This window comes from Faecalibacterium duncaniae (assembly GCF_010509575.1).
GTDB classification, from domain to species: domain Bacteria; phylum Bacillota; class Clostridia; order Oscillospirales; family Ruminococcaceae; genus Faecalibacterium; species Faecalibacterium duncaniae.
In genome coordinates this window covers 2,076,264-2,096,925 of the sequence record NZ_CP048437.1, presented here as the reverse complement: position 1 = coordinate 2,096,925, position 20,662 = coordinate 2,076,264, and the positions used below count along the sequence as shown (strand labels likewise).

At 55.8% G+C, this 20,662-nt stretch carries 11 protein-coding genes; 7 read left to right on the top strand and 4 right to left on the bottom strand.

The genetic code is table 11. The features are described 5' to 3' along the window. Window positions 1-10: 10 nt before the first annotated feature. Entirely contained in the window at window positions 11-3,094 is a 3,084-nt protein-coding gene (gene lacZ / locus GXM22_RS10105; RefSeq protein WP_005930594.1) for a beta-galactosidase, LacZ type, read from the bottom strand. A 114-nt stretch (window positions 3,095-3,208) separates the two neighbouring features. After that, the gene (locus GXM22_RS10100) at window positions 3,209-4,579 is read right to left on the bottom strand and encodes an MFS transporter (protein ID WP_035393605.1); all 1,371 of its coding nucleotides are present in this window, start codon (window positions 4,577-4,579) and stop codon (window positions 3,209-3,211) included. Window positions 4,580-4,828: 249 nt separating this feature from the next. On the opposite strand from GXM22_RS10100, the gene GXM22_RS10095 reads away from it, so the two are divergent. Further along, a complete protein-coding gene (locus GXM22_RS10095; RefSeq protein WP_035393602.1) occupies window positions 4,829-5,692 on the top strand; it encodes a helix-turn-helix domain-containing protein in 864 nt (287 codons plus the stop codon). A 430-nt stretch (window positions 5,693-6,122) separates the two neighbouring features. Here the strand turns inward: GXM22_RS10095 and GXM22_RS10090 are convergent, their stop codons facing one another. After that, the gene (locus GXM22_RS10090; RefSeq protein WP_242651546.1) at window positions 6,123-7,031 is read right to left on the bottom strand and encodes a DUF4300 family protein; all 909 of its coding nucleotides are present in this window, start codon (window positions 7,029-7,031) and stop codon (window positions 6,123-6,125) included. Window positions 7,032-7,151: 120 nt separating this feature from the next. Continuing rightward, complete coding sequence (locus GXM22_RS10085) at window positions 7,152-7,694, bottom strand: hypothetical protein (RefSeq protein WP_035393599.1); 543 nt, start codon at window positions 7,692-7,694, stop codon at window positions 7,152-7,154. Window positions 7,695-7,763: 69 nt separating this feature from the next. Between GXM22_RS10085 and GXM22_RS10080 the strand changes: the two genes are divergently transcribed. From GXM22_RS10080 to rpoC, 6 genes are all read left to right on the top strand, one after another. Beyond that, the gene (locus GXM22_RS10080; RefSeq protein ID WP_035393597.1) at window positions 7,764-8,384 is read left to right on the top strand and encodes an IMPACT family protein; all 621 of its coding nucleotides are present in this window, start codon (window positions 7,764-7,766) and stop codon (window positions 8,382-8,384) included. Between the two features lie 208 nt (window positions 8,385-8,592). Further along, window positions 8,593-9,591, top strand: coding sequence for a deoxyguanosinetriphosphate triphosphohydrolase (locus GXM22_RS10075; RefSeq protein ID WP_005930573.1), 999 nt, complete (start codon window positions 8,593-8,595; stop codon window positions 9,589-9,591). A 21-nt stretch (window positions 9,592-9,612) separates the two neighbouring features. After that, window positions 9,613-11,388 carry a DNA primase gene (dnaG, locus tag GXM22_RS10070; protein ID WP_005930570.1) on the top strand — a complete coding sequence of 592 codons (1,776 nt, stop codon included), beginning with the start codon at window positions 9,613-9,615 and terminating at the stop codon, window positions 11,386-11,388. A gap of 41 nt (window positions 11,389-11,429) precedes the next feature. Next, window positions 11,430-12,509 (top strand): RNA polymerase sigma factor RpoD, encoded by a 1,080-nt coding sequence (rpoD, locus tag GXM22_RS10065; RefSeq protein WP_005930568.1) that lies wholly within the window; start codon window positions 11,430-11,432, stop codon window positions 12,507-12,509. Between the two features lie 442 nt (window positions 12,510-12,951). Continuing rightward, entirely contained in the window at window positions 12,952-16,773 is a 3,822-nt protein-coding gene (rpoB, locus tag GXM22_RS10060) for a DNA-directed RNA polymerase subunit beta (RefSeq protein ID WP_099357303.1), read from the top strand. A 26-nt stretch (window positions 16,774-16,799) separates the two neighbouring features. Further along, a complete protein-coding gene (rpoC, locus tag GXM22_RS10055; protein WP_005930560.1) occupies window positions 16,800-20,375 on the top strand; it encodes a DNA-directed RNA polymerase subunit beta' in 3,576 nt (1,191 codons plus the stop codon). The last annotated feature ends 287 nt before the right edge of the window (window positions 20,376-20,662 follow it).

Sequence of the window (20,662 nt, the reverse complement as noted above, 5' to 3'; positions counted from 1 at the left end):
ATAACGAGGGTCAGATGCCACGGAACGTAAAGGTGAACTCCACAGGCTTGGTCACATCAGGAATATACTCCGGGTGGACATTGGCACCCCAGCTGTCATCGCCGCCAACGCCCATCTGCTCGCCGATGGCACGGATGACCGTGTAATGGACCGGGGGCAGCTCGTAAGGATGCTTGGCACTCTCCATTTCATGGGGAGTGTAGGGCAGCGCAGAGAAGAACATGGGCTTTGCGGCATCTGCGGTAAACAGCAGCCCGCGACCTTTACGGTCCACTACCTTTGCCCAGCGCACAGCGGTCTTTGCACCGCACTCCTGCGGCACAAGGTACTGTGCCATGTTGTCTGCAACCTTGTTCTGGTAAATGCCAAGCTTTGCACCATGCTGACGATCCCAGTAGGTCTCCGCAGGGCCGTTTCCGTACCACTCCACCGTGTCGTAGTCAGCGTCGATCTTGAACAGTACGCCGAACTCCGGCATTGCTGCAAGTCCTTCCACCGGGTCATAGTGCAGGGTGGTCTGGATGCGGCCATCACCGAACACACGGTACTGCAGGCTGCACTCTGCTGCGGGGCTGGTCTGGAGGTTATAGAGATAGGTCACGACCACGCTGTCGGCTTCCACCTCGCAGGTGGGGTTCTGGAGGATGGTGCCGCCATGAACAGACGGAATCTCCTTGCCGATGCCCTTGGCGGTAGCGTACAGGCTTGCCAGCTTCCACTGGCCGCGAACGCCGCCCATGTTGTTGCCGCAGTCGTTGTCGGTGGGAGCGCGCCAGAAGTTGGGACGGGGAATCTCCTGAATCATCTCTTTGCCGGCATAGCGGTAGGAAGTCAGACCGCCATTCAGATCGGAGAACAAAACATCGAAATTCTCACCACGGACACCGATGTTGTGTGTACCGTGCGTAACGGTAAACGGCGTGACCTTCTTGCTGGGAATGGAACGAACCACAGCGATCACACCCTGTCCAAAGGCGATTTCATGGCCCTTCTTTGCCCAGCTGGTGTCCTCCTTCAAACGGAAGCTGATGGTCACTGCATATTCACCGGGGAGCGCAGGAACCATAAATGGCAGCGGGAAGCTGGAACGCTCTTCGGGAGCAACATCAATATGGGTCAGTTCCTGTTGCTGATACAACTTTCCATCACGGTGCAGCAGAGCAACGCAGTCGAAAGCACCCGTAGAAGTGAACAGGTTCTTATTCCAGACTTCAAATCCAGAATTGTCAATGGAAACTGCAATGTTCTGATAGCAGAACTTGACCTCCTGCATCTTGGGAGAAGGAGCACGATCACCACCGTAGGCAATGCCGTTTCCGCTGAAATTATAGTCGGTAGGACGCTCACCGAAGTCGCCGCCGTAGGCTTGGAACCACTTGCCGTAGCGGTCTTTTTTCCAGATGGACTGGTCGATGTAATCCCAGATGAAGCCGCCCTGATAGCCGCAGTCTTTCTGGTCGGCAAGTTCCGTGTACTTGTGCAAAGCACCGTTGGAGTTGCCCATAGCATGAGAGTATTCGCACTCGATATAAGGCCGCTTATCGCCCTGTGCCAGATACTCTTTAATGTCCTTCACAGTGCTGTACATATGGCTCTCGATATCGGTGGTTTCGAGGAAGCGGGGATCATTGACCACACCTTCGTAATGCACCAGACGGGTGTCATCAAAGCGGCGGACCATCTCTGCCATCTGGAGCAGGGTCTCACCACCAAACGATTCGTTGCCCAGAGACCAGATCAGAACAGCAGGATGGTTTTTGTCACGCTGGTAAGTGGAATTCATGCGGTCAAACAGGGCGGCCTTCCACTCCGGCTTATCGTTGGGCAAAACGCCCTCGATGCCGCGAATGCCCGCCTGATAGATGTCCCATGTGCCATGGGATTCCAGATTGTTCTCTGCGATCAGATACAGACCATACTCGTCGCACAGGTCATACAGTGCATCCTGATTCTGGTAATGGCTGGTACGGATGGCATTGATGTTGTTCTGCTTCATGGTGATGATATCCCGAAGCAGTTCCTCATGGGTGTGTACACCCACAGCACGACCCGTAATGGAGCTGAACTCATGACGGTTGGCACCCTTGAACACGATGCGCTTGCCGTTGAGCAGCATCCGATTGTTCTTCAACTCGAACTTGCGGAAACCGACTTTCTGCCCAGTCACCTCTACCAGATGGCCTGCATCGTCCAGCAGCTCGATTTCCAGTTCATACAGAGCCGGGTCCTCTGCACTCCACAGGTGGGGGTTCTCCACCGCATGGCTGAACAGAGCAGAGCCGCCGTTCAGTGCGATTTTTTCGGAGAACACTTCCAGTTCACTGCGGCGCAGGGTCAGACGGGCTGCGCCCTTACCCTCCACCTGCAATGCAACTTCCAGCGTGGAATGCGTAAAATCATCCCCGGCAAACAGCGTTTTGACGGATATATCTTCCAGATGCACGGTGGGGATGGCGTACAGCCACACGCTGCGGAAGATGCCGGAGAAGCGGAAGAAGTCCTGATCTTCGCACCAGCTGGAGGAAGTCCACTTGAACACCTGCACAGCAAGTTTGTTCACGCCCGGCTGTAGATAGGGAGTCAGATCGAATGCGTGTGCGGAGAAGCTGTCCTCGGTGTAACCCACATAAGACCCGTTCAGCCAAAGAGCCATGCCGCTTTCCACACCCTCGAACTCGATGTGGACGGGCTTGCCCTGCATGGATTCCGGCAGCTCGAAGTATTTTACATAGCTTGCCACCGGATTGAACCGCTGCGGGATCTCGCCCGGCTGCACTTCTTCACGGCCATCCCACGGATACTGAACATTCGCGTACTGGGGAATGTCGTAGCCCTCCATCTGGATGTGTGCCGGAACATGAATGTCATCCCAGCCGCTGCAATCGTAATCTGTCTTTTCAAAGCCGGGAATGGCACTGGTGTAGTTCTTTGCGTAGGCGAATTTCCAGATACCGTCCAGCTTCAGCGCAAGCGAAGATTCTCCTGCCAGATATTCTTCGCGGGAAGCGTAAGTACGGAAACTTGCATGAGCATTCAGCACGTTTTCCTTGAAAAAGGTGGGGTCTTTTACTTTTGCAAAATCAAATGCAGCCATAGTATTTCCTCATTTACCTTTTATAATTTTATAATATTTCTCCAGCCTCCCCGGAGGAATCGCTGGATTCCTCCGGGGAACAGCAGATGAAGGAGAAATGATAATGGCTTGTTATCAGACTGCTGCACGCAGTTTTTCATTTGCTTCTTCGACCTTCATACGAGAGAGAATGAAGGTGATGATGGCATCCAGAGCAAACGGAATCACCAGATACATGATCTTCAGCATATTGATGCAGGAATCCGGCTGAACGGTCAGAGCGCTGTCAAAATGGCTTGCTGCCAGCAGCCAGCCGGTGATGGCAGTACCCAGACCGCCGCCCAGCTTCACACCGAGAGAAGTGCAGGAGTACATCGTGCCATCCACGCGCTTATGCTTCGTCAGCCAAGTATATTCAGAGCAAGCAGCAATCGCAGCGTTCATATCGCCCTGCCAAGGACCCTGACCAAGAGCTGCGATTGCAGTAAAGAGCAGCATCAAGGTCACATTGCCGCTGCCCATGTAACCAGCTACAGCAACCAGTGCACGAGAAATCGTTGCCAGAGTATAGCTCATTACATTCAGCTTATACATTCCATTCCACTTTGCAACCAAGGTCGGGGTGAACACCAGTGCGATGATCAGAGGAATGTTGATTGCCCAAGAGAATACACCGAACAGATTCTGGTTGCCAAGGATGTAGGTTGCATAGTAGGTGCCCATGCTGATCATGGCACCGTAGATCTGCTGCAAAATGTAGGTGACGCAGATCATCATATAATATTTGTTACCAGCAAGCAGCTTTGTAGCCTGAACCAGATTGTACTTTTCGTCCTGCTCGATTTCCCTTTTGTCGGTGGTATCCACCAATTCGCCTTCCGGCAGTTCCTTCACGGAGAAAACGGAGAGGGTGTTGACAAGCAGACCGATGATGGCGTAGATGATTGCAACAGTGCGCCAACCGGCAGCACCACCGCCCAATGCCGTAACAGCACCCAGCGTGATGGACTGGATGAGCAGGCTGGTGGCAAAGGCGAACATGAAACGCCAAGAACCCATCTCGACCTGTTCGGCACTGTTCTTCGTGACGAGAGCAGTCAGTGCAGAGTAAGCAATGTTGTTGGCAGTGTAGAATACAGCGTTCAGCAGAGTATATGCGATCAGGAACCATGCGTACTGTGCAAACTGTCCCAGATTGGTCGGGATGGCGAAAATTGCCACCAGCGTAATGGCACAGCCAATGTAGCCGTACAGCATCCAAGGACGGGCTTTGCCCATCTTAGAATGCGTTTTGTCAATCAAGGAACCAAAGAAAATGTCCGTCACACCGTCCAGCAGTTTGGAAACTGCAATCAGAGTGCCGACAATACCGGGGTTCAGGCCAACGGTGTTGGTCAGATAGATCATGACGAAGGAGGACAGGAATGCATATACCACGTTGCCTGCAATATCGCCTGAACCATAGCCGACTTTATTATACCACTTTAGATAACGTTTTCCAGTCATTGTGCTTTCTCCCATCTTGCTTTTTTTGTGTGGGCGCGACCAATCTGCTGCGCATTTCAGACTGGAATTCTCATTACGCAAGTTGCCCAAATCTCTTGCGTTTCGTCTGAAAATATTATAGAATCTAATGGAACAAAAAGATATAGACAAGATGGAACAAAATATGCACAAAATCAAAGAGTTTGTGATTTTGTGATAGAACATTTCCCAAATCACTGTAAAATCTCTGAAGATGAGGAGGGCGCAGGGATGTATTTCAACTCAGGATATTTGAACAACTCCCGTTTGGATTTCAAAGACTACTCAAAGCCGCTGGTTGTAGGCAGTTGCGGCACTTATCGCTTGAAAAAACGCCCTAAGCTACCTACTTTTTGGGCAAAGGGTCGCAGAGACTATCAAATCCTCTATGTGGCATCTGGTAAAGCACACTTCTGGTTCGATGGTGTTGAGGAAGTGGTGACTTCTGGACACATGGTGCTTTATCAGCCGAAAGAAATCCAGAAGTATGTCTACTATGTAGAAGATCATCCAGAGGTGTTCTGGATTCACTTTACAGGATACGATGTCAAAAACATCCTGAACTATCACGGAATACCCTTGGACAAGCACGTTTTTTACAGCGGCACACTGCCGGATTACAAAATGCTGTTCCGAAAGATCATCCGGGAACTGCAACAATGTGAATATGGCTATGAAGACTATATTGCTTCTCTCTTCAACATCATTCTGTTTTTAGTAAGCAGGCAACAGCAGGAAAGCGAGAAAACAACTACAAGCATCCCCGAAGAAATCGAAGCCGCCGTTGCCTACTTTAACGAGAATTATAATACAAAGGTCAGTGTGGACGATTACGCAGAATCGCTGCATATCAGTACGAACTGGTTTATCCGTAATTTTAAGCAGTACATGAAAATAAGCCCTGCACAATACATCCTGTCCCTTCGGATGGTAAATGCACAAAGCTTATTGGAGAACACCGAATACAATATTGGAGAAATTGCAGAGATCGTAGGGTATGATAACCCACTCTATTTTAGCCGGGTATTCAAGAAAGAGTATGGTGTCAGTCCGGCACAGTACCGAAAGAATCTGGAAGAATCTACTGAAAAATGAGAAGGATTCCTTATAAATAAGAAGAGTAGAACTATGCCGATAAAAAATGCGATCCACAGCCAACAAGTCTACGACCCAACGGATGAATCCATCATGGCAGAGCAGGAACTTTGCATGGAGCGGCTGTATGCTTATTGAAAAAATGGTATCTACCATTTTTTACTTTAGGGAGCAGTGTCAGTTCTTCTAGCCTCATACTGGATAATGTAATGCTCCTATGAAGAGCCTCATACAATCGGTTGGCTCAATGCAAATATGTCCTCCTTTGTGGAGTTCATCAACACGCTGTCATAAGCACGGAGTTCCCCTGCGAACCAAACATTCCGATATAAAAAGGACGCTGCCGCCTCTGGGTGAGAGGTTGCAGCGTCCTTTTGGCATCAGAGGGCGAATGGTCTGTCAGATTGGACGGCTCCTAATGAATGAGATTTTAGCTTGCATTTTCCTGATTTTCAAGAATGCGCCAGCCGTCCATCAGGTCTGAATTTTCCATAATAAAGGTGTGGGCGGTATCCTGTCCCCACGAGTTGTCGTATTTCTGCATCAGATAATCGCTCAACTCGGTTCGATTTTTGAACTTCAACAAGCGATACGGCTCCTGAAAAGCGACCTTTTCGACGAAATATACTGCATCCGATGTGGGAAGCATAACGCCGACATGACCGATCATAAGAGAATTGTCCGTTTCAGAGAACTGATCGTGCAGAATCACGGAGACAAGACGAATTTTATCATCTTCCGCGAAAGAGAGACCGCATTTCTTCCATTCCTGCTGAATCGTTTTCAAATGGGTAGGAATATCGGTCGTATTGGTGGTTTTAACCGGGGCGAACAGCGCATCAAACTTTTGCCGTTCATCGCCGCAAAGGGATTCCGGGTCAGAATCCAGCGTTTCATAGTCCATAAACAGGGTGTCCTCGGCTGAGTCAAGGTCTGCCTTGCCTGTGACAGTGATAAAATCACCGAACAGCCCACAAGCGGTAATCCGACAGTTCCAGCCGGGGAAGGTATCGTATTTTTCTGTCCATGCGTCCTGCATGGAGTAAGGATCGTATTTCAGATCCGAAGGCTTGGCATTTTCAAACCCTGTGGTGAGCCATGCCGGGTCCACAGCATTGTTGAACTTTTGCACATGATCAAAGAAGGTCTGTATCCGTAGGTCGGATACGCCGGCATCCTGCAAAAGCTTGGAAAGAAGAGCTTGTGTATCCGAATCTGCCAAATTGGAGTATTCAATTTGCTGAAGGACGGGCTGAGAAGTTTTTTGAGTGCAGCCTCCTGCCAGAAGCGCACCGCAAAAAAGTGCAGCGGTGCAGACAAGAAAAGTTCGACGTTTCAAAAATGGTCACCTCGTTGTGTTTTTTGGAAAGTTTCTTTGAGTGCCGGAGTCTCAACCATAAGCGAAGAGAGCAACGCCGTTGGTCTCGTAACGAATGGTATCACAGATAAACAAAGAAAATCAATGACTTCTGTCGCATTTGACCATATATATTGTTGCAGTATCCATATCCCATACGGCTAACGCCCATTTGGGGAAAGACAATGCGGCAGTTTTCTGAACGATTTTCTTCATGTCGGACACAACAGGAGTATGCCCAAGTTGGAATAAGAATTTTCCGTTTTTTCCGAATGGAAGGTTCAAATCGCTTTCCAGATAGACGGAGGATACCAACTTGCGAAGCGCGGCACGGCAATCCCATAGGTTTCCCCATGCTGCAGTGGGAGTTTGAAGAAACGCCTCGTCCACATTATAATAGGCCGTAATCTTGATGTGCGTGAGGCTTTCCTCTGTATAAGATTTGTAGCGCCAGGAAGATCCATATGGCATCTTTTCCAGACCGATTTCACAGAGATAATGCTGCTCTTCTGAGATGTGTTTCTTCTTTTTCATACATTCTTTCGCTTGTATAATGCCGGGCAGATGTTCTTCGGCGGGGCTTCTTCCAAGAAAAATCACTCGTGAAGATTGAAACGGGAGTTTTACGGTACGCAGTGCCAGCAAGCAGGCTTTTTCTTTGCCGGGATTTATGCTATACTTATTAAATCAAATCAATGGGCAGGAGGAACCAGCGTGGAGGATTACCGCACCATCCGGGGCACGGCCACCGGCGAATATGAGGAAAAGAAGAGCCGCTTTATTGCGCAGCTCTCCTTTGCGGACAGCGAGGAAAAGGCGGTGGCCTTTTTGGAGCAGGTGCGGGCAGCCAACCGCACGGCCCGGCACAATGTCTATGCCTACCGCCTGCGGGAGGGCAACCGGGAGCGCTACTCCGATGACGGTGAACCGGCCAAGACGGCGGGAACTCCGGCACTGGAAGTGCTGCAGCACAGCGGATTGACTGACCTCATCGTGGTCGTTACCCGGTACTTTGGCGGCGTGCTGCTGGGCACCGGCGGCCTGGTGCGGGCCTATACCACCGCCACCGCCCGCGCGTTGGAAGCTGCCGAAGTGGTCACGGTACGCAGTGTGGTGGAGCTGGAAGTGACGGTGGACTACTCGCTCTACGAGCGGGCGGCGCTGCTCATCCAGGCGGCGGGGGCAAAGCTTGCAGACCCTCAGTTCACCGACCGTGTCACACTGCGCTGGCAGATGCCTGAGGGTACGGAGCCGCCCTTGCTGGAGCAGCTCCGGGAGCTGACCCGGGGTGGCGCACAGGTGAGTGTATCGCAGCCGTTCTACGCTCCGTTCTGACCTGCAAACTGACTGCCTGCCGTTATGATACAGGCTTCCCTGCGGGGAAGGCTGGCGAGCGGCAGCAAGATCGAGAAATTTTATTCGTTCCAAGACAAAAACTTTCCCCCTTCGACAGGGCGGGTGTGCTATACTTGCCGCAGACGCGGCATGGGGATCGGCTGCGCCGTGCGAGAGGAGGGGGAGAAAAAGAAAGTGAGGGTTCCTGATGGATGTACGACAGCGCACCGAAGAGATCGAGCGGCTGACCTTGGCCTCCTGGGCAACATTCAGCGATGCCAGCCGGGGCAGGGTGAGGCCCGAAGAGCAGGACCCTATCCGTCCGGTGTTCCAGCGGGACCGTGACCGGATCATCCACTGCAAGGCGTTCCGGCGGCTCAAGCAGAAAACGCAGGTATTTCTCTCGCCGGAGGGCGACCTCTACCGCACCCGGCTCACCCACACGCTGGAGGTGGCGCAGATCGCCCGCACCATCGCCCGCGCCCTGCGTCTCAACGAGGATCTGACCGAGGCCATCAGCCTGGCCCATGACCTGGGGCACACGCCCTTTGGCCACGCAGGGGAGAGCGCATTGGACAAGCTCTGCCCGGAGGGATTCCGGCATTATATGCAGAGCCTGCGTGTGGTGGACAAGCTGGAAAAGGACGGCAGGGGCCTGAACCTGACCTGGGAGGTGCGCAACGGCATCGTGACCCATACCAAGGGCACCTGGGCGGCTACCCCGGAGGGACGCATCGTCCGCATGGCGGATCAGATCGCCTTTGTGAACCACGATATCGAGGATGCCGTGCGTGCCGGTGTGCTGGACCCGGCCACCCTGCCCAGAGATTGCACCGCCGTGCTGGGTGAGACGAAGTCGCAGCGCATCACCGCCATGATCAACAGCATCCTGCGCAGCAGCGAGGGGGATGTGCAGGTGGGCGCGGAGGAAAACGAAGCCTTCCTGGCCCTCAAGGATTTCATGTACTGCACCGTCTATGTGGATCGCAGTGCCAAAAAGGAAGAGCAGAAGGTGGAAAAGGTGCTCACCGAGCTCTACGAGTATTACCTGACCCACATCGAACAGATGTCCAACTTCTACCTGCAGCTGGCCTATCAGGAAGGACGCGACCGCGCAGTGACGGACTATATCAGCGGCATGAGCGATGAATTTGCCATCCGTACCTTTGAGGATGTCTTTGTGCCCCGCAAGTGGCATGTGTTATAAAAGGAGCATCGGAATACCAAAATGATCCCACACGAATATATTGAGGAACTGACCCGCCGCACCGATATCGTGGATGTGGTGGGCAACTATGTCCAGCTCAAGCGGAAGGGCAGACTGTATGGCGGCCTGTGCCCCTTCCATAGCGAAAAGACCCCCTCGTTCTACGTCTACCCGGACACCCAGAGCTTTTACTGCTTTGGCTGCGGTGTGGGCGGCGATGTCATCCACTTCGTCCGCCGCATCAACAGCATCGACTACACCGAGGCGGTCAAGATGCTGGCTGCCCGCGCGGGAATGCCGGAACCGCAGGAGGACGATAAGACGGGCCGCCTGCGTAGCCGCATCCTTTCCATGAACAAGGAAGCCGCACGGTACTTCCACGCCTGCCTGAACTCCACGGTCGAGGAAGCCCGGCAGGCCCGGGCCTACTGGCGGCGGCGCGGTCTGGACGACAAGACCATCGTCCGGTTCGGGCTGGGCTATGCACCGGATGACGGGCAGGGGCTGTACCAGTATCTGCGCGATAAGGGGTACAACCAGCAGGAGCTGGATGCCAGCGGCCTGTTCAAGCGCAGCCAGTCAGGCCGGATCTACTGCCTGTTCTGGAAGCGGGTGATGACCCCTATCTTTGACCTGCGGGGCAACATCATAGCCTTTGGCGGGCGTGTGCTGGACGATTCCAAACCCAAGTATGTCAACAGCCCCGAGACACTGGTCTACCACAAGTCAGATACTGTGTTCGCACTGCAGATCGCCAAGAAGAGCGCTTCCCGGCGGTTCGTTCTCTGCGAGGGTTACATGGACGTTATTTCCATGCATCAGGCGGGGATCGACACAGCGGTCTGCGCCTGTGGCACGGCCCTGACTCCGGATCAGGTAAAGCTCATCAGCCAGTACGCGGAGGAAGTCATCCTGAGCTACGACTCGGATGAGGCCGGTCAGAAGGCCACCCTGCGCTCGCTGGAACTGTTCCGCAACAGCCCGGTCAAGGTGGGTGTGCTGCAGATCCCGGGTGCAAAAGATCCGGATGAGTACATCAAAAAGTATGGCTCCGAGCGGTTCAAGGCACTGCTGGACGGCGTGGGCAACGCGCTGGACTTCCGGCTGGGGCGGCTCAAGAACAAATACGACCTTAAGCAGGATGCCCAGCGGCTGGAATATGTCAAAGAAGCCGTGAATATGCTGGCGGAGCGCTCCAACCCCACCGAGCAGGAGGTCTACGCCGGGCGGCTGGCTGAGGAAACGAACATCTCCAAGAACGCCATTATGACCCAGCTTGCCGATGCAGTAAAGCGCTCCAACAGCAAACGCCGGTGGGCGCAGAATCAGGCACGGCTGCAGTCCGGTGAGATGCACCAGATCAGCGTGCCTTACAGTGCGGGCGGCTCTCAGGCGCTGGGAGTTGCCTCGGCAGAACAGCGGCTGCTGGCCGCCATGCTCCGGGAGCCCAGCTATATCCCGCAGGTGCGGGCCCAGCTCAGCCCGGAAAAGTTCGTTCTGCCCCAGCAGAAGGAGCTGTACGAAGCGTTTCTGCAGTGCCAGGAGCAGGGAATCGAGATCAGCCTTTCCACTCTGCGCCCCTTTGTGAGCGAAGAGGCGCTGAATGAGCTGAGCCGCCTTGCGGCACAATACAGCGATGTGAACTGTACGCCGGACGATATCCGGCTCTATCTGGACCGCATTGCCCGGGGCACCCCCGTGGCAGGCAAGGCGGCCGAAATGTCCAATGATGATTTGATACGGTATCTCCAGTCGATGCGAGAAAAGAAGCAGGGCACAGACCCTGCGGACGACTGACCGTTCCTCTCCTCCGGCTGGAGCTGGAAGGAGAAAGAATCATGCGGAAATTGTCGCAGACGGAAGAACTGGTGAAGATCCTGGCAGGCCGGGCCCGCCGCCATACCCTGACACCCGAGCAGATCAGCCGGGCCATGGATGAGCAGGAATACGATGTATCCGGGCTGGATGCGCTGTATGCGGCGCTGGAAGCCCGGGGCATCCGTGTAACCGAAGAAGAAGCGGACATGCCCATGCTGGATGAAACACAGATCGGGGAACTGGAGCACGAGCTCTCAGCCGAGGGCGTAGCGCTGGATGACCCGGTGAAGGCATATCTGAAGGAGATCGGCCGGGTGCCGCTGCTGACAATGGAACAGGAGCTGGAGCTTGCCCGGGCCGCGCAGGCCGGGGATGCGGATGCCCGGCGGAAACTGAGCGAAGCAAACCTGCGGCTGGTGGTCTCGGTGGCCAAACGCTATGCCGGGCGGGGGCTGCCCTTCCTTGACCTCATTCAGGAGGGAAACCTCGGCCTGATGAAAGCGGCAGAAAAGTTTGAACCTGACCGGGGGTTCCGATTCTCGACCTACGCGACATGGTGGATCCGGCAGTCCATCACCCGGGCCATTGCCGATCAGGGGCGGGTCATCCGTATCCCGGTGCATCTGGTGGAGAGCATCAACCGGGTGAAAAAGACGGCAGGGGAGCTTTTGCGCAAAAACGGCAGGGAACCCACAGCCGAAGAGATCGCCGTCCGGCTGGATATGGAGCCTGACCGGGTGCGGGAGCTGCTGCAGCTGGCGCAGGACCCCATCAGCCTGGAAACACCGGTGGGTGAGGAAGAGGATGCCCACCTGGAGGATTTTATTCAGGATGAGGAAGCAGGCGTTCCGGTGGACGAGGCCGGGCGAGAACTGCTGCGGCGGGAGCTGGCAAACGTCCTCAAGAGCCTGACACCCCGGGAGGAGCGGGTGCTGACCCTGCGCTTCGGGCTGGAGGACGGGCAGGCCCGCACCCTGGAAGAGCTGGGAAAGGAGTTCAACGTGACCCGGGAACGCATCCGGCAGATCGAGGCCAAGGCGCTGCGCAAGCTCCGCCATCCCAGCCGCGCAAAGCGACTGCGGGATTATCTGGAAGAATGAGCATGTAAGGGCACCGCAGGCAGCTGCGGTGCTTTTTGCATGGGCAGGGGAGAGCACGCATCAAGAGCCAAGGTGTACAAAATGCACAAGGGTGTTTTTGGTGAGAACGTGCAAAACTCAAAAATCAAGAGCCAAAATGCGCAAAGCTTACACGCGCCCGTGCGTACCATGAAATCGCGGGCTTGACAAAAATATTGGGCCAAAATGCGAAAAATGGCTTGACAGCAAGGCTTTTGAGGTGTATACTGCATTAGTATCACATAATGGCCTAGTGCGCCAAAAAGGGAGCTGCGCTGAAAGCGGCTGGACGGTGTTGACCGAAAAGTTTGTGAAAAGCGACGAACTTCCTTGGAGGATACGGGTCGATTTATGTGTGTGTGCTCAAATCTGACCCGTATAACGCAATATCCGTAGAGTATAAAAGTAAGGAGTGGTTGATTTTATGATGAAAGTCAAGCCCGTAAAGCTCGGCAAAACCGAGCGCATGAGCTTCTCCCACATCGACGAAGTCATCAGTATGCCGAACCTGATCGAGGTCCAGAAGAACTCTTACCAGTGGTTCCTGGACGAGGGCCTGAAAGAGGTCTTCCACGACATCGGCACCATTGAGGACTACACCGGTAACCTGGCGCTGAGCTTCGTGGACTTCCGTCTGGATAAGGAGCCCAAGTACAGCATCAAGGAGTGCAAGGAGCGCGACGTGACCTACGCTGCCCCCCTGCGCGTGACTGCCCGTCTGCTGAACAAGGAGACCGGCGAGGTCAAGGACCAGGAAATTTTCATGGGCGACTTCCCGCTGATGACCGATGCGGGCACCTTTGTGATCAACGGTGCCGAGCGTGCCATTGTCAGCCAGCTGGTCCGTTCTCCCGGCGTATTCTACGGAGATGCCAAAGATAAGGTAGGCAACGACCTGTACAGCGCAACCATGAACCCCAACCGCGGTGCATGGCTGGAGTACGAGACCGATGCCGCCAACGTGTTCTATGTCCGTATCGATAAGAACCGTAAGCTGCCTGTCACCGTGCTGTGCCGTGCGCTGGGCCTTTCCTCTGATGAGGAGATCCTGAACTTCTTTGGCGAGGATGAGCGCATCCTGGCCACTCTGGAGAAGGACACCACCAAGAACCAGGACGAGGGCCTGCTGGAGGTCTACCGCAAGCTGCGCCCCGGCGAGCCCCCCACGGTGGAGTCCGCTACCAACCAGATCAACATGCTGTTCTTCGATCCGCGCCGCTACGACCTGTCTCGTTTTGGCCGCTACAAGATGAACAAGAAGCTGTCTCTGGCCCGCCGCATCACCGGCTTTGTTGCCGCTGAGAACATCGTTGCTCCCCTGACCGGCGAGATCATCGTTGAGGCCAAGGGCAAGATCACCCGTGAGCTGGCCGAGAAGGCAGATGCCGCCGGTGTGGATACCGTTATTCTGAGCATTGATGGCAAGAAGGTCAAGGTCATCACCAACGGCTGTGTGGACGCACAGGGCTTCTTCTCCTTTGATGTCAAGGAGTGCGGCATCAACGAGCGCTGCTCCTTTGATGAGATCAAGAAGATCCTCGACACCACCTCCGATGTGGAGGAGCAGAAGGAAATGCTCCGCCGCAACCATGACCAGCTGATCGGCCGCACCGTCACCGTGAAGGACATCCTGTCCTCCATCAACTACCTGAACGGTCTGGGCCACGGCGTTGGCACCACCGATGATATCGACCATCTGGGCAACCGCCGCATCCGCAGCGTTGGTGAGCTGCTGCAGAACCAGTTCCGCATCGGCTTCTCCCGCATGGAGCGCGTCATCCGTGAGCGCATGACTCTGCAGAGCCAGGATCAGAGCGTTATCACCCCGCAGGCACTGATCAACATCCGTCCTGTGGTTGCCGCCATCAAGGAGTTCTTCGGCTCCTCTCCGCTGTCTCAGTTCATGGATCAGAACAACCCTCTGGCTGAGCTGACCCACAAGCGCCGTCTGTCTGCTCTGGGCCCCGGCGGTCTGAGCCGTGACCGCGCAGGTTTCGAGGTTCGTGACGTTCACTACAGCCACTATGGTCGTATGTGCCCCATTGAGACCCCTGAAGGCCCCAACATCGGTCTGATCTCCTATCTGGCATCCTACGCCAAGATCAACGAGTACGGCTTCGTTGAGGCTCCCTACCGCAAGGTCAAAAAGACTTACGACGAAAACGGCAAGCTGATCGATCAGGTCGTTACCGATGAAGTGGAGTATATGACCGCTGACGTTGAGGACGAGTACGTTGTTGCTCAGGCCAACGAGCCTCTGGATGAGACCAAGCACTTCATCCGTCCCCGTGTTTCTGCCCGCCGCCGCGATGACATCCTGGAAATCGATGCCGATAAGGTCGATTATATGGACGTTTCGCCCCGAATGATGGTCTCTGTTGCGACCGCCTGCATCCCCTTCCTGGAGAACGATGACTGTAACCGTGCTCTGATGGGCTCCAACATGCAGCGTCAGGCAGTGCCTCTGATGGTCACCCAGCAGCCCATCGTGGCTACCGGTATGGAATACAAGGCTGCCACCGACTCCGGCACCGCTGTTCTGGCAAAGAACGACGGTATCGTTGAGAAGATGGATGCCGACCACGTCACCGTCCGCAATGCACAGGGCGGCGTGGACAACTACCCGCTGGTCAAGTTTGCCCGCTCCAACGCAGGCACCTGCATCAACCAGCGTCCCATCGTTGAAGTGGGCGAGAGCGTCAAGGCCGGTCAGGTGCTGGCCGACGGCCCGGCCATGCGCAACGGTGAGATCTCTCTGGGTAAGAACGCCCTGATCGGCTTTATGACCTGGGAGGGCTACAACTACGAGGACGCTGTCCTGCTGAACGAGAAGATCGTCCGCGAGGATGTGTATACCTCGATCCATATTGAAGAGTACGAGACCGAGTCCCGTGACACCAAGCTCGGACCTGAGGAGATCACCCGTGATATCCCCAACGTCTCCGAGGATGCCCTGAAGGATCTGGACGAGCGCGGCATCATCCGCATCGGTGCCGAGGTCAAGAGCGGCGACATCCTGGTCGGCAAGGTCACCCCGAAGGGTGAGACCGAGCTGACCGCTGAGGAGCGCCTGCTCCGCGCCATCTTCGGCGAGAAGGCCCGCGAAGTCCGTGATACCTCTCTGCGCGTGCCCCACGGCGAGTACGGCATCATCGTGGATGTCAAGGTCTTTACTCCTGAAAACAGCGATGAGCTGCAGCCCGGTGTCCGCGAGGTCGTCCGCTGCTACATCGCTCAGAAGCGTAAGATCAGCGTCGGCGATAAGATGGCAGGCCGTCACGGCAACAAGGGTGTCGTTTCCCGTATCCTGCCGCAGGAGGATATGCCCTACCTGCCCGACGGCACCCCGCTGGACATCGTGCTGAACCCCCTGGGCGTTCCTTCCCGTATGAACATCGGTCAGGTGCTGGAAGTCAACCTGGGCTACGCTGCCAAGGCATGCGGCATCAAGGTTATGACCCCCGTGTTCGATTCCGCGCGTGAGAACGACATCGGCGATACCTTCGACACCGCCCGTGAGCTGTGGCACGGTGAGAATGCTCCCGCATATCCCACCAAGCTGCCCAAGATCATGGGTGAGAAGGGCCACATCATCGACTTCTCCAAGATCGAGCTGGACCGTGATGGCAAGACCACCGTTTACGATGGCCGTACCGGCGAGAAGTTCGATAACCGCGTTACCGTTGGTTATATGTACTACCTCAAGCTGCATCACCTGGTCGATGATAAGATCCATGCCCGTTCCACCGGCCCCTACTCTCTGGTCACCCAGCAGCCTCTGGGCGGCAAGGCTCAGTTCGGCGGTCAGCGCTTCGGCGAGATGGAAGTCTGGGCTCTGGAAGCTTACGGTGCCGCTTACACCCTGCAGGAGATCCTGACCGTCAAGTCCGATGACGTTGAGGGCCGTGTCAAGACCTACGAGGCCATTGTCAAGGGCGAACCCATCCCGCAGCCCGGCATCCCCGAGTCCTTCCGCGTTATGCTGAAGGAGCTGCAGTCTCTGGGTATGGACGTTGTGGTCCAGGACAAGGACGGCAACGAGATCGATATGCGCCAGAACTTCGACGACGAAGAGACCGGCTTTGATATGCGTGATGTTGCAGGTTCCGAGACTGTTACCAACGAGAATGAGCTGCTGAACGATTACACCATCAAGGATGCTGACGCAGGCTTCGATGATCCTTCTGTGCTGGAAGATGACAACTCCGGCAGTGCGGCTCCCGCTTCCGACGAAGTGGATTTTTAACTAGAGATTAAGAAAGGGTTCGTTTCATGGAAAACAACGTTTTCGATTCCATTAAAATCGGCCTGGCTTCTCCGGAGCAGATCCGCAACTGGAGCTACGGCGAGGTCAAGAAGCCTGAGACCATCAACTACCGCACCCTGAAGCCGGAGCGCGACGGCCTGTACTGCGAGCGCATTTTTGGACCTACCAAGGACTGGGAGTGCCACTGCGGCAAGTACAAGCGCATCCGCTACAAGGGCAAGATCTGCGATCGCTGCGGTGTCGAGGTCACCAAGGCAAAGGTTCGCCGTGAGCGCATGGGCCACATTGAGCTGGCCGCGCCCGTCAGCCACATCTGGTACTTCAAGGGCATCCCCAGCCGCATTGGCCTGATGCTGGACATCAGCCCCCGCCTGCTGGAGAAGGTCCTGTACTTTGCAAGCTATATCGTTACCAATCCCGGTCTGACCCCGCTGGAAAAGAAGCAACTGCTGACCGAGAAGGAATACCGTGAGATGCGTGAGCGCTACGGCGATGAGTTTGAGGCATCCATGGGTGCTGAGGCCATCCAGGAGCTGCTGAAGGAGATCGATCTGGATCAGCTGAGCGCTGAGCTGACCGCTGAGGTGGAAAAGTCCTCCGGCCAGAAGAAGGTCCGCATCCTGAAGCGTCTGGAGGTCGTTGAGGCATTCCGCATTTCCGGCAACCGCCCCGAGTGGATGGTCATGGACGTGCTGCCCGTGCTGCCCCCTGATCTGCGCCCCATGGTCCAGCTGGATGGCGGCCGTTTTGCCACCTCCGACCTGAACGACCTGTACCGCCGCGTGATCAACCGCAACAACCGTCTGCGCCGCCTGCTGGAGCTGGGTGCTCCCGACATCATCGTGCGCAACGAGAAGCGGATGCTGCAGGAAGCAGTTGACAGCCTGATCGACAACGGCCGCCGCGGCCGCCCGGTCACCGGCCCCAACAACCGTGCCCTGAAGAGCCTGTCCGATCTGCTGAAGGGCAAGCAGGGCCGCTTCCGCCAGAACCTGCTGGGCAAGCGTGTTGACTACTCCGGCCGTTCCGTTATCGTCGTCGGCCCTGAGCTGAAGATGGATCAGTGCGGTCTGCCCAAGGAGATGGCTCTGGAGCTGTTCAAGCCCTTCGTGATGAAGGATCTGGTCGAGAAGGGTGTTGCCAACAACATCAAGTCTGCCCGTAAGATGGTCGAGCGTGCAAAGCCCGAGGTCTGGGACAGCCTGGAGACCGTGATCAAGGGCCACCCGGTCCTGCTGAACCGTGCACCTACCCTGCACCGTCTGGGCATTCAGGCCTTCAACCCCGTGCTGGTCGAGGGCCGTGCCATCAAGCTGCACCCACTGGCATGTACCGCGTTCAACGCTGACTTCGACGGTGACCAGATGGCAGTTCACCTGCCCCTGGGCGAGGATGCCTGCCGTGAGGCCAAGATGCTGATGCTGGCTTCCGGCAACCTGCTGAAGCCCTCTGACGGCGCACCTGTTACCGTTCCTACTCAGGATATGATCCTGGGCAGCTACTACCTGACCACCGTTCGTGAGAACGAAGAGGGTGCAGGCAAGATCTTCCGTGATGAGAACGAGGCCCTGATGGCCTATGCAGAGCACGTTGTGACCCTGCACGCTCCCATCAAGGTCCGCCGCACCATGGTCATTGACGGTGTGGAGCGCACCGGTCTGGTGGATGCCACCGTTGGCCGGATCATCTTCAATAACCCCGTTCCTCAGAACCTGGGTTATATCGACCGCACCGACCCGGAGCACTGGCTGGAGTATGAGGTCAGCTTCCGCGTGACCAAAAAGACCCTGCCCGACATCATTTCCCGCTGCATGACCCGCAATGGTACCCGTGCCTGCGCAAAGATGCTGGACTCCATCAAGGCTCAGGGCTATAAGTACTCCACCCTGTCTGCAATCTCTGTTGCTGTGTGTGACGCTGTCATTCCTCCGCAGAAGGACGAGCTGATCGCTGACGCGGATAAGCAGGTCTCTCAGGTCAACAAGCTGTTCAACCGCGGCCTGATCTCTGAGAACGAGCGTTACACCCAGACCATCAACATCTGGCAGGCAACCACCGATAAGGTCTCCAAGGCTCTGGCAGCCAACCTGCCCAAGGACAACGAGATCTTTATGATGGCTGATTCCGGTGCGCGTGGTTCTATGAACCAGATCAAACAGCTGGCCGGCATGCGCGGCCTGCTGGCCAACACCGCAGGTAAGACCATCGAGATGCCCATTCGTGCAAACTACCGCGAAGGTCTGAACATTCTGGAATATTTCGTTTCTGCCCGTGGCGCTCGTAAGGGTCTGGCCGATACCGCTCTGCGTACCGCTGACTCCGGCTACCTGACCCGCCGCATGGTCGATGTCTCTCAGGAGGTCATCGTCCGTGAGATCGACTGCGGCACCACCGATGGCCTGTGGGTCTCTGAGATCCACGAGGGCAAGGAGAAGATCGAGAGCTTCCGTGAGCGTATCATCGGCCGTTACGCCGTGGGCGATGTGATCAACCCCGTCACCGGCGAGGTCATCGTACCTGAGGGCAAGATGATCGACCTGTACGATGCCAACGACATCGAGGCTGCAGGCATCACCAAGCTGAAGATCCGCAGCCTGCTGACCTGCCGCGCCAAGGTGGGTGTCTGCGCACACTGCTACGGCAGCGATATGGCAAACGGTGAGCCCGTCCAGCTGGGCGAGTCCATCGGTGTCATCGCAGCAGAGTCTATCGGCGAGCCCGGTACCCAGCTGACCATGCGTACCTTCCATACCGGCGGTATTGCATCTGCTGAGGATATTACCCAGGGTCTTCCCCGTGTTGAGGAGCTGTTCGAGAGCCGCCGTCCCAAGAGCATGGCCATTATGAGCGAGATCTCCGGTGTTGTCTCTCAGGATGACACCAAGAAGAATGTCGTCATCAAGGTCACCGGCAAGGATGAGAACGGTGCCGAGGTGGTGAAGAGCTACTCCATCCCCTTCACCCAGCATGCACGTGTCATGCCCGGCGATCGTGTGGAGAAGGGCGACATCATCACCCGCGAAGGTGTTCTGTATCCCCAGGATATCCTGGCCATCAAGGGTCTGAGCGATGTGCAGAACTACCTGATCAGCGAGGTCCAGAAGGTCTACCGTCTGCAGGGCGTTGAGATCAACGATAAGCATATCGAGGTCATCGTCCGTCAGATGTGCCGCAAGGTCCGCGTGACCGACTCCGGCTCCTCCGACCTGATCGGTGGTGCACTGGCAAACCGTCTGGAAGTTGAGAACATCAACGCCGAGCTGCAGAAGCGCATTGATGACGGTGAAGAGGGCATCAAGCTGGTCGAGTATCAGCAGGTGCTGCTGGGCATCACCAAGGCTGCCCTGGCAAACGAGTCCTTCCTGTCTGCCGCATCCTTCCAGGAGACCACCCGTGTCCTGACCGAAGCCGCCATCAAGGGCAAGGTTGACCCGCTGGCCGGCCTGAAGGAGAACGTCATCATCGGTAAGCTGATCCCCGCCGGTACCGGTCTGCCGGAGGTGCGTGAGGATCTGAAGCGCCGTGAGCAGGAGCGCGACGAGGCTGTTGCCGCTGAGCTGGCTGCAGCAAACCAGCAGTAAAACTCTGTCTGCCCGGAACTGAATCGATCCATGAGCCGCCTTTCCCTGAACGCAGGGGAGGGCGGCTTTTTTGATTTGAAACTCCCTTCGTCATTGCTTCGCAATGCCACCTCCCTCTGGGAGGGAGGCCTGCTTGGCCCGAAGCAGGGGAAAGGCCCCCTCTGAGAGGGGGCTGTCTGCGCAGCAGACTGAGGGAGTAAAGGAAAAATCGGCGGTTGAGTCCTTCGGCGAATAAAACAAAAAAATATTGGAAAAACTGTTGACATTCCTAATCAAAACGAGTATTA